Source organism: uncultured Bacteroides sp. (assembly GCF_910585845.1).
Classification (GTDB): Bacteria; Bacteroidota; Bacteroidia; order Bacteroidales; family Bacteroidaceae; genus Bacteroides.
The window spans coordinates 1-10,752 of the sequence record NZ_CAJUHF010000077.1 but is presented as its reverse complement, the minus strand read 5'-3'; the positions used below and the strand labels follow the sequence as shown (position 1 = coordinate 10,752).

Annotated in this window: 6 protein-coding genes, 1 tRNA gene and 1 pseudogene; 2 read left to right on the top strand and 6 right to left on the bottom strand. The window is 46.1% G+C overall.

Features of this window, described 5'->3' with window-relative positions; translation table 11 throughout:
* Window positions 1–605 precede the first annotated feature (605 nt).
* A tRNA-Gln gene (locus QZ323_RS13895) sits at window positions 606–676 on the top strand.
* 226 nt (window positions 677–902) lie between these two features.
* On the opposite strand, the gene QZ323_RS13890 is transcribed toward QZ323_RS13895, so the two are convergent.
* The 3 genes from QZ323_RS13890 to rsmA all read right to left on the bottom strand — a co-directional run bounded on the left by QZ323_RS13890 (window position 903) and on the right by rsmA (window position 5,015).
* Entirely contained in the window at window positions 903–2,759 is a 1,857-nt protein-coding gene (locus tag QZ323_RS13890; protein WP_294635298.1) for a DUF349 domain-containing protein, read from the bottom strand.
* Between the two features lie 116 nt (window positions 2,760–2,875).
* Window positions 2,876–4,216: a magnesium transporter gene (gene mgtE / locus QZ323_RS13885; RefSeq protein ID WP_294635297.1), complete on the bottom strand. Its 1,341-nt coding sequence runs from the start codon at window positions 4,214–4,216 to the stop codon at window positions 2,876–2,878.
* Window positions 4,209–5,015: a 16S rRNA (adenine(1518)-N(6)/adenine(1519)-N(6))-dimethyltransferase RsmA gene (rsmA, locus tag QZ323_RS13880; RefSeq protein WP_294635296.1), complete on the bottom strand. Its 807-nt coding sequence runs from the start codon at window positions 5,013–5,015 to the stop codon at window positions 4,209–4,211. The genes mgtE and rsmA overlap by 8 nt, the downstream gene beginning before the upstream one ends.
* 208 nt (window positions 5,016–5,223) lie before the next feature.
* On the opposite strand from rsmA, the gene QZ323_RS13875 reads away from it, so the two are divergent.
* Window positions 5,224–6,207: a lysylphosphatidylglycerol synthase transmembrane domain-containing protein gene (locus tag QZ323_RS13875; RefSeq protein ID WP_294635295.1), complete on the top strand. Its 984-nt coding sequence runs from the start codon at window positions 5,224–5,226 to the stop codon at window positions 6,205–6,207.
* 285 nt (window positions 6,208–6,492) lie between these two features.
* Here QZ323_RS13875 and QZ323_RS13870 read toward each other — a convergent pair whose 3' ends face one another.
* The 3 genes and pseudogenes from QZ323_RS13870 to QZ323_RS13860 form a co-directional block, all read right to left on the bottom strand.
* Complete coding sequence (locus QZ323_RS13870; protein ID WP_294635299.1) at window positions 6,493–7,665, bottom strand: metallophosphoesterase; 1,173 nt, start codon at window positions 7,663–7,665, stop codon at window positions 6,493–6,495.
* A gap of 38 nt (window positions 7,666–7,703) precedes the next feature.
* Complete coding sequence (locus tag QZ323_RS13865; protein WP_294635294.1) at window positions 7,704–9,149, bottom strand: RagB/SusD family nutrient uptake outer membrane protein; 1,446 nt, start codon at window positions 9,147–9,149, stop codon at window positions 7,704–7,706.
* A 21-nt stretch (window positions 9,150–9,170) separates the two neighbouring features.
* Window positions 9,171–10,697 (bottom strand): annotated as a pseudogene (locus QZ323_RS13860) (SusC/RagA family TonB-linked outer membrane protein); the annotation flags it as partial.
* Between the last annotated feature and the right edge of the window lie 55 nt (window positions 10,698–10,752).

Sequence of the window (10,752 nt, the reverse complement as noted above, 5' to 3'; positions counted from 1 at the left end):
TCTATAGATAAAGGTGTTTAGTATATTTTACTGCCCCAAAAGTGACGAAGAACCTATTTATCTTTAATTGTTATTTTAGTTCGAAGGAATGCGTCATAACATATAATGAAATGCATTATAACATTACTTGTTATGCTCCATTACATTACTTGTTATGCTTCATTACATTATTTGTTATGAGGCATAAGATATGATGTAATTCCAGTCTAATTCCACCAACGGGTAATATTAATGAGCCTTTATATGTGCGGCGGTTATGTGATGAGTGAATTTCGATCTGTTTTCAGACTTTCATTTGTTCTATAACCGTTTTTTTTCTTGTTATATGCAGGGTGGAAACATCTTTAATGGGAATTCCCAACGAGATTGTCGTGTAAGAGTTGGATATGGTTTAGTGAAGTGATTTCTTTATGCATGTGGCTATAATATATTGAAATACATATTTATAATATCCTTTTCCGACAATGCGATACCTCTCTGTGATTGCTTTTACTTTGGGGCATCAGCAACAAAATCTCAGATTTTATAAAAAAAATCACTGATTTTGTTTTTAATTCTCAAAATCTTTGTATCTTTGCAACCGCAAAACGAAAGGAACCTATTATTGGGCTATGGTGTAATGGTAACACTACAGATTCTGGTCCTGTCATTCCTGGTTCGAATCCAGGTAGCCCAACTTGTTTATAGTCGTTTTTAATGGAGGCCTCCTGTGAAGGAGGCTTTTTTTATTTCTATGGGTGGTATGGTATGGCACCCTTTGAACATGGGTATACAGAATTCTGTAATAAAACAGATGGTCACAGATAATTTATTGATATACAATAAACTTAATCTGTGACCATCTGTTTTATTTGCATCATCGGCATGCCGTATACGCATGTAGAAGTGCTTTTATCTTAATATCATTCGGCACTACGAATAGAGTCGTCAATGACTTTGATTTTCTGTTTCACCAACTCAATGTCTGCTTTCAGTTTTTCTACTTTACGGTTCAATTCCGTCAATAGGCTGTTGCCTTTCTTGGAAGAGGCTGTCAGGAAACCAAGATTGTTCTCGTATGTCTGCAATTCATTCTTCATGGCATCTGCCGCACGCTGCAACTTTTCGCGTTCGCGATAGAGTGCTTGGGGACTGCCTTCCTGAATATTGCTGATATTGGACTTGAAGCTGTTCAATTTCTTGTTGGCAACACTGATGTTGAACTGGTTGAACAACTTGTCCACTTGTCCGTGATATTGTTTATACAGACGGTCTTTCTCTTTGAAAGGTACATGGCCGATGCTGTTCCACTCCTTCATCAGTTCGCGTACCATTTGTACGGCTTCGTCGGTATCCATGTTTTCGTCAATGGCAACGAGTTTTTCGATAATCTCTTTCTTCTTGTTCAGGTTTTCGGCTTCAACAGAACGTTGAGAAGAAGTAGCCTTGTTCTTTTGTTCGAAGAAATAGTCGCAAGCAGAGATAAATCGTTTCCAAATCGTATCGGAATATTTTTTGGCTACCGGACCGACGGTCTTCCACTCCTTCTGGAGTTTGGTCAGTTCGTCGGCAGTTGCCTTCCAGTCGGTGCTTTCTTTCAGGGCTTCCGCTTTTTCGCAAAGAATACGCTTCTTTTCCAGATTGGCGTTCATCTCTTCTTTTAGTGATTTGAAAAACTCGCCTTTCTTACGGAAGAATTCATCACATGCCTTACGGAAACGTTCGAATATCTTCACGTTCACCTTCTGCGGTGCGAAACCTATCGTTTTCCATTTGTTTTGCAAGGCGATGATTTCCTGTGTCTTATTGTCCCAAGCAGCGAAGTTGGTCAGTGCGTCATAATCAATGGCCTCGATGATTTCGCAGATAACCGTCTTTTGGTCGAGATTGTGTTGTTCTGCTTCTTTCAGCGATTCGAAGTGCTGTTGGTGGCGGCGATTGATCACAGTTGAGGCTACCTTGAAACGGTTCCATATTTCATCGCGCAACTCTTTGGCTACCGGACCCGTATCGCGGAACTCCTGATGCAACTTCTGCAATTGGTGGAAAGCCGATACGGCATCTTCTTCATCTGCCAACTTTTCGGCAGCTTCGCAAAGGTGGGTCTTTATTTCCAGGTTTTTCTTGAAGTCGTATTCGCGGAACTCATTGTTTAGCTTTAGCAGGTCGTAGAATTTTTCTACGTAAAGCTGGTAGTTCTTCCACAACTCGTTAGCTTTGGCTTGCGGGATGAGTTTCACTTCGTTCCATTGCTGTTGCAACTTCTTGAATTCGGTGTAAGACTTGTTGGCATCATCGGGAGATTCTACCAGTTCTTTCAGCTCCTCGATGATGGAAAGCTTGATTTGCAGGTTCAACTCTTTTTGTTGTTCCTGTTCAGCTGACAATATGCTTCTTTTCTCCTTAATGACGGACATGACACTCTTGAACTCTTCTTCTACAGTGTCCGCGGTGGGGACGAAACTCTCTGCCGTTCCTCCGTTTTCGATGAAAAGCCTTTTTGCAGCCTCCTGTTCGGTATTATGCAGTTTGTAGAAAGCCTGTTTCAAACTGTCAATCTCTTGCTTGCCGACATTTTCTACCTCCACAGAGATCTCTTTCAATCTGGTGAGGATTTCTTCCTTACTTAACCTTTGCGTGGTTTCTGCCGGTTTTTCTTCCGATGTCGCTTGCTCAGCCGGAGTTTCTATCGAGATAGGCTCGGAAACCTCTGCTGCTTTCTTGTCTTCTTCTAATTCTGCTGCTTTTTCGGGCAGATTAGTGTCATGGGTGTCTATCATTGTAGATACGTTTTTAGAAACGGTTTTATCCGTTCGGGTTACATTAAATCACAAATTAATGAAATAAAATAATTACTTCATACTTTTTTCATCGTTTTTTTTAATTTTCCCTTCATTTAGGCAAGTAAAACGGTTATTCCCATATATAACATCATGCCTATAATGTCGTTGGTGATCGCAATAAACGGTCCGGTGGCAATGGCGGGATCCACTTTCAGTTTTTCCAAGGTCATCGGAACCAAGGTGCCGAAGATGGAGGCGAACATCACTACAGCAAACAGGCTGATGGAGACGGAATAAGTGACGGTGGCTGCGGCGCCGAACCGGACGAAATTATAGATATATACCATTAAAGAAATGATCGTGGCATTAATGAAGGCTACTACGGATTCTTTGGTGATTTGCTTGAAGATGTCTTTGGCATCCAGCGAATTGTTGGCAAGGCCTTGCACGATGATGGCCGAAGACTGTGTTCCGACGTTTCCGCCCGTACCGCCTATCAGCGGGATATAAAGTGCCATTTCGGGATGGGCAGCGAAGGTCGCATCGAAATTGCCCAGTATCATGGAGTTGCCAATACCGCCCAGCATGCCGATGATGAGCCATGGCAGGCGCGCGGTGGTTTGCCGCATGACGTTATCGTCTGTTTCTACATCCTGCGACAGACCGGATGCCAACTGGTAGTCACGTTCCGATTGTTCGCGGACTTCATCCATGACGTCGTCTACAGTGATTTGTCCTACCAGCCGCCCGATACTGTCGACAACGGGGACGGCTACAAGGTCATATTTCTCGATGATCTGCACTACATCCTCTACAGGGGTGTCTACATGTACGGAGATGGGGTCTTTCCGCATCACGTGTTTCACTTTGGAGACGGAAGGGGAGGTGATCATCTTCTTCAGCGGGAACACACCTTGCAGGCGGTTTTCGTCGTCGATGACATAGACGTAATAGATTTCATCCAACTGTTCGGCTTGCTGGCGCATCTCTTTCAGACATTCCGGCATACTCCAGTTTTCGTTCACTATCACCATTTCCGTACCCATCAGACCACCGGCAGTATCTTCGTCATACTTTAGCAGATCTACGATATCTCCTGCTTGTTCGATGTCTTCAATGTGCGAGAGGATTTCCTCCTGTTTCTCTTCGTCCAGTTCACGCATCAGGTCTACGGCATCGTCCGTATCCATGTAGTCTACGAAGCGTTTGGCGATGGTTTCCGACGGAAGTATTTCCAGAAACTCCTTCCGGACGTCTTCATCCATTTCCACGAGGACATCTGCGGCTGTTTCGTTATCCAATAAGCGATATACGAAACGTGCCTCCTCCGGACTCAGTTCGTCACAAAGTTCAGCAATATCTGCAGGGTGCAGATTGATAAGGAGCGGTTTGACGTTTTCGGCATCTTTCTGCTCGATCAGGCTTCTGACGTTGTCAATGTATGCTTCATCCATTTCCATGTTCTTTCTCCTCCTTTAAGGCTTTTTCTACACGGTTGGTCAAGTCGATAAATTCTTGTACGGAGAGTTGTTCCGGGCGTTTGTTGAACAGGACATCTTCCGTCAGCGGGCACTCTTTGCCAAGTATCGGTTTTATGGAATTTCTCAGTGTCTTACGGCGTTGGTTGAAAGTGGTTTTCACAATCTGCTTGAACAGTTTCTCGTCGCACCCTAAATTCTGGGTTTCGTTTCTCGTCATTCGGATGACGGCGCTTTTCACCTTGGGTGGCGGGTTGAACACGTGTTCATGCACGGTGAAGAGATATTCCACCCGATACCATGCCTGTATTAATATGCTCAGGATGCCGTATGTCTTGCTGCCTGGGCTGGCGGCAATGCGTTCGGCGACTTCTTTCTGTATCATGCCGGTGCAGCAGGGAATAAGATCCTTGTTATCCAGCATTTTGAAGAAGATCTGGCTGGATATGTTATAAGGATAGTTTCCTGTCAGTACGAACGGTTCTCCTCCGAAGAGCCGTTGCAGGTTCATCTTCAAGAAGTCGTCTTCGATGATGTTATCTTCCAGTGACGGGTATGCTTCGCGCAGGTAAGCTACGGATTCATAATCCAGTTCGACCACCTTTACCGGACGTTCTTTTTTTACAAGGAACTGGGTCAATACGCCCATTCCCGGACCTACTTCCAATATCGGAAGACCGGGACATGTATCTACAGTGTCGGCTATGTCCTGCGCCACTTTCAGGTCTTTCAGGAAGTGCTGGCCGAGAAATTTTTTAGGTTTTACTAATTTCATTTATCAACTGAACCGTTACTGTGTTGAACAATCCTTACCACACGCTTTGCAAAGAGAGGCTTTTGATATTTTTCTTTTAACTCCTTTAAATGAAAGAGCCGTAGTTCAGGCTAAAAAACAAGATTGCTTTTTTGGCACTACTTCCGGTTTGCACTATCTTTGCGGTCTGCAAAGGTAATCCTTTTCGACGAAGAATAACGAATTCTGCATGAATAAACTATTAAAAAAAACATCGAAAATCCTTTTACCGATAGCCTTGGGCGGTTTTGTTCTTTATTGGATGTATCGGGATTTCGACTTTATGCGTGCCGAAGAAGTACTGTTGTACGGTATTGACTGGGGATGGATGTTGGTTTCACTGTTTTTTGGGGTGATGAGCCATGTGTTCCGCGGCTGGCGCTGGAAGCAGACGCTTGCCCCTTTGGGGGTATATCCGAAGAGTAGCGACTGTGTGGACGCTATTTTCATCTCCTACGCTGCCAACCTTGTCCTACCGCGTGTGGGCGAAGTGTCTCGTTGCGGTGTGCTTGCCAAGTACGACGATGTCTCTTTTGCGAAGTCGCTCGGTACGGTTGTGACGGAACGTCTGATAGATATGCTCTCCATCGTGCTGATAGCCGGTGTCGCTTTTTTGGTGCAGATGCCTGTCTTTGTCCGTTTCTTTGAGGAGACGGGAACGAAGATTCCTTCGTTGCTACATTTGGTGTCGTCGCCTTGGTTCTATGTGGCCTTCCTGTGTGTGGCTGGAGTAGGGGTGTTGCTCTATTTTCTATTGCGCATGTTTTCCTTCTTCGATAAGATGAAAGGCATGATGCTTGGCATTTGGGAAGGCGTGATGTCGTTGAGGCAGGTGAAGAATATTCCACTTTTCGTTTTATACACCTTGTTAATATGGTTGTGTTATTTCTATCACTTCTATTTCACTTTCTATTGTTTCTCTTTTACCGCCCATCTTGGCGTGTTGGCGGGATTGGTGATGTTTGTGGGAGGCACCTTCGCAGTGATTGTCCCTACTCCCAACGGGGCAGGTCCTTGGCATTTTGCCGTTATCACTATGATGATGATGTATGGTGTCGGTGCCACCGATGCGGGAATCTTCGCTCTGATAGTGCACGGCATACAGACGTTGTTGGTCATCGTACTGGGGCTTTTCGGGTGGGTACACCTCTCGTTTGTGGGGTGTAAAAAGTGAATCTTGAAGAATAATATTTGTAATTTAAAGCTCTTCTTATTTGAGTTCTTGACTGAATGAATAAGCATTGATTCAGGAACTGAAAGTTATTCAGTTCCTGAGTCAATTGTTCCGTTTCAATTTTTTATAATCAGGTGATTATGTTGCTATGAAAACTGTTTGAGCAAAATGCTTATTAAAAAAGCATGAAGTTGGCTAAGTACGGTTTTTCGTTTAATTTTTGATTTGGAAGTGAATCTATATGTGGCTTGTCGTTTTCACTTCCGGTAGTAAAAATAGGGGCAACTAATCAACCGATAATGTTCGCTTCGCTCCTTTATCTCCTACTACCACATACTTGTTCTGCTCAATCAGCACCGCACGTCCACGTCTCTTTTTGCGATTTTTCTTATTATCCACATTGACGCCGATTACTTTTCCGCCATAGAAAGTGGAAATATCTTTGAAGATAGTGTGCCCTACGATGATACGACGTACTTTATAGCGTTTCAACAGCAGTTGCAGAGAGTCGGAAGTTAAAGGATGGTACTTTGTCTCCGTTCTTACCAATCCTCTGTACCAGATGGGACCGTTGTTTCCGTAAAGAAAAGCCGTGAGGGGCGACAATGCCTTGCGCTCCTTCTTGTTCATGAACAAAGCACGGCTCATTTCCCGATTCACCGTCGGGATGTCGAGGTTGTGGTCGTAGAACTCCTTTCCCAGCCCGGCGTGCACATAGAGGTCTTTCCCGATGACTTGCATTGTGTTGCGGGTGCCTAGCCAGCGTCCCAGTTCTGTTTCGGAGCCGAACAGCTTGCGATAGTCGATGCCTAATTTCTCGGCAAGTGCCTTGTATTTTTCCTTCGTGTAGCGTAAATCTCCGGCAAGCACCATCGGCTCGTGGTTCCCCAGTAGGAACGAGACACGACCGCCCGCCTGCTCCGCCTCCGCCTCCAGCTTGTAGAAGAGCCAAAAGATTTGCGGCACGTCCTTACCACGGTCAAAGATGTCACCGATGACCACCAGGTGATTTCTGCCGAAGTCCCAGCGATACTCCTTGTCGATGATGCCGTTTCCTTGGAGCAGGCTGATGACACAGTCCAGTCTGCCATGCGGGTCGGACATTACGAACACCTTGTCTGGTTGTCGGTAGTTCCAGTCGGGACGTTTCACAGGATGCAGTTTGACATCGAACGAAGATTTCCCCTTGTGGTCTGTCACGTGCAGCTGGAAATCTTTCGGTAGCACCGTGTAGGTGGTGTCACAAATTCTCCCTCTGACATCCACGCTGACGATGCGAGTCTTGCCGTCCGGACGATAAATTACATAAGGACCGTCTGTCGACAGCTCCACTTCCTTTTTCTCCTTCTCCTTCTCCTTCTCTTTCTTCTTGCTATCCAAACCAAGAGTTCCGGCAAAGATGCCGGAACTCATAAAGATCAGAATATATACCACAAGTGAAAGTTTCACTAAACTCATCTTGTTCATAGGTTCTATTTCATGGAATGTTTGTCATTTTAATAACCGGGATTCTGCACCATATTGGGGTTAGCATCCATCTCGCGTTTGGGGATAGGAAGCAGGATTCTGAAGAAGTCCCAGTTGATGTCTTTCATGTACTTCGCGCTATGCTTGGTTTTCGATAGTTTCTTGTCTGTCTCGTTCAGGCGTTCTATTGAAAGCCCGTTTCTGACAGCATCGTACATGCGGTGTCCTTCACATACCAGCTCCTTGCGGCGTTCGTTCAATACACGTTCCAGAGTGACGGTAGTTCCCTCTACCGTATTGTCGGGGTTCGCCCTGCGCACGATGGGGTCAAGGTATTTCACGGCAGAGGCGTTGTCGTCCAGCTTCACGGCAGCCTCGGCAGCTATCAAGTAGGTTTCGGACAGACGGATAAGTGGGATGTTGGCATCCTCGATGTTCTCACCCTCCTGCGGCTGGTACTTGTTGACGTAGGCATAATAGGTTTTGTCGAAACTCAGCAATTTCAATCGGACATCGTCCGGGTCTTCCAGCAGGAAGTGGTAGAAGGAGCAGGTGATGCAGATGTCATCGTAACCGTCCTTGGAACTCAAGTAACCCATGCTCTCCTTGCCTGGGCTGTCGGTAGTCAGGTTGACAATCTCGAACAGCACTTCGCCCGGTTTCGAAGCGGAAGCATCGTTTGCCCAAATGGTGGGATACTCTTCATTGGTCCACAACGCATATTTCTGCTTCTCGGCTCCCTTGATGGCTTCCGTCGCATACTTGAAGGCGTTGGCATTGTCGTTCTTGTACAGGTAAACACGGCTCAACAGCGACATCGCCGCCCACTTGTTGAACTTACCCTTCTTGAACTTTCCGCTCAGCAGGTTGACACTCTGTTCCAAGTCGTCTATTACCTTCTTATAGCACTCTGCAACAGTGTTGCGCTTCGGCTTGCTGTCGATGGTGGAGAGTCCTTCCACGATAGGCACACCAAGGGAGGCGCCGTTGTCTTTCGTATAAGGATAACCGAAGAGGCGGGTCAGATCGAACAGCGCCAGTCCGCGGATGGCAAGCGCCTCTCCCTTCAGGTCGTCGCGATAGTCGGCATCATCCTCGTCGGTGGCAATTTTGTCGATGTTCATCAGAATCAGGTTACAGTTCTGGATGATGGAATAAAGATAGGACCAGTGACTGCTGGGACCGTTGTCGGCGGAAAAACCGAAAAGGTAATAGTTACCCACACGCTTGGTGGAGCTGACCGCCTGCATGTCATCGCCCGTAGCGTCTGCATAATAGACCAATCTGCCTGAATAGGCATCCGAGCTTTGCATCGTGCTGTAAATGCCGTTCAGTGTAAACTCCACGTCCGACAATATCTTGATGCTTGTTTCCGTATCTACCGAAGTAGAGGGTTCCAAATCCAGCCAATCGTTTCCGCAAGAAGTGGCGGTAAACAATACGGAACTTATCAATAAGTATTTTAATATCTTCATAACAGTTCTTTTTTTAGAGGGTTAGAAATTTACGTTTACACCAAAAGTAACCGTCTTCAAAGGAGGTGTTCCCCAAATGGCGGTACCGCCGCTCACGGCTTCGGGGTCGTAGTAATCGTAAGCCGCCCACGTCCACAGGTTATTTGCCGAAGCGTAGAGGCGTACGTTGTCGATACCAATCCGGCGGGTCCACTCTTTCGGTACAGTAACACCGAATGTCAACGTTTTCAGACGGATGAAGTCCGTGCTGTGCAGACGGCGTGTAGAGGTAATCTTGTTCATGGCGTATGCCGAAGACTTGTCGTAGAAAAGTTCATACTTGGTTACATCGCCTGGTTTCTTCCAACTGTCTCTATAGTAGGTAGGAATATTGGCTTCTAGGTCATAACCGCCGTGTTCGGTTTTTTGCGCCCACGTATCGTAGGAGTAGCCACCAAACTGGTAAGAGAACATGAAGCTAAAATCGAACCATTTGTAGCGTAATGTATTGGTAAGTCCACCAATAGCAGTGGGTTCCGCATGCTTATCCAGTACGATGGCATTTGCCTTGGTACTTTCCTCTGTGATATCTTTCTTGTAGCGACCGTTCTCATCCAGTTCGTTGGTATAGAACTGTGGAGCGCCCGTTTCAGGATTGATGCCTGCAAACTCTTTCATGTAGAACGTGCGATAGGAGTGACCCACTTTACGAATCTGCGTACCGCTGATAATCTCGGTCTGCATGCCGTCCAGCGTAACTACCTCGTTCTTGTTGTGCGAGATGTTGAAGGTGGTGTTCCAACTGAAATCCTTGGTACGGATGTTTGTAGAGCTGATTTCCAGTTCTACACCCTTGTTCTTCACCTCACCGATATTCATCAGGTAGCTGCTGAAGCCGGTGGTCATGGAGATGGGACGATCCATCAACAAATTTTTGGTGGTACGGGTGTAATATTCCAGTGTCACGTTGATGCGGTTCCACAAAGCGAAGTCCAAGCCTAAGTTGAAGTTATAGTTGGTTTCCCACTTCAAATTGTCGTTTCTAAGTTGAGATTGGCTGATACCCGGTTGTTCCATGTAACCGTTGGTCAGGCTGCTGAGTCCCATGTAACCGAAGTAGTCGGAAGGAAGCGTACCGTTCACACCGTAAGACGCGCGCAGTTTCAAGTCGGTCAGCCAGTTCTGAACAGGTTCCATGAAGTTTTCTTCAATGGCACGCCATGCAGCTGATACGGACCAGAAGTTACCCCAGCGGTTATCGCGATGGAAACGCGAACTGCCGTCGGTACGGAAGCTGGCTCCTAAGTAATAACGGTTCTTGTAGTCGTAGTTCAAGCGGAAGAGGTAGGACACCATGCGGGTGCGGGTATAGTTGCCGCCTACCGACTCGGTCTTCATACCGTTGCTGATTTCGTTCTTGTCGTAGGTGGCAAAGTTGGTGGCATAGCCCGACAGGTAGTCGCGATACTGGTCGTCAATCTCGTAGCCGGCAAGGGCGTCGAAGTGGTGATTGTCGGCAAAGGTCCAGTTGTAGGTCAAGCGGTTTGCCCACACCATCTTCTTATATTCATAACTCGTTGGTTGAATTAAGAATCTAAATATTTACAAATGAAAAAGTTGCACA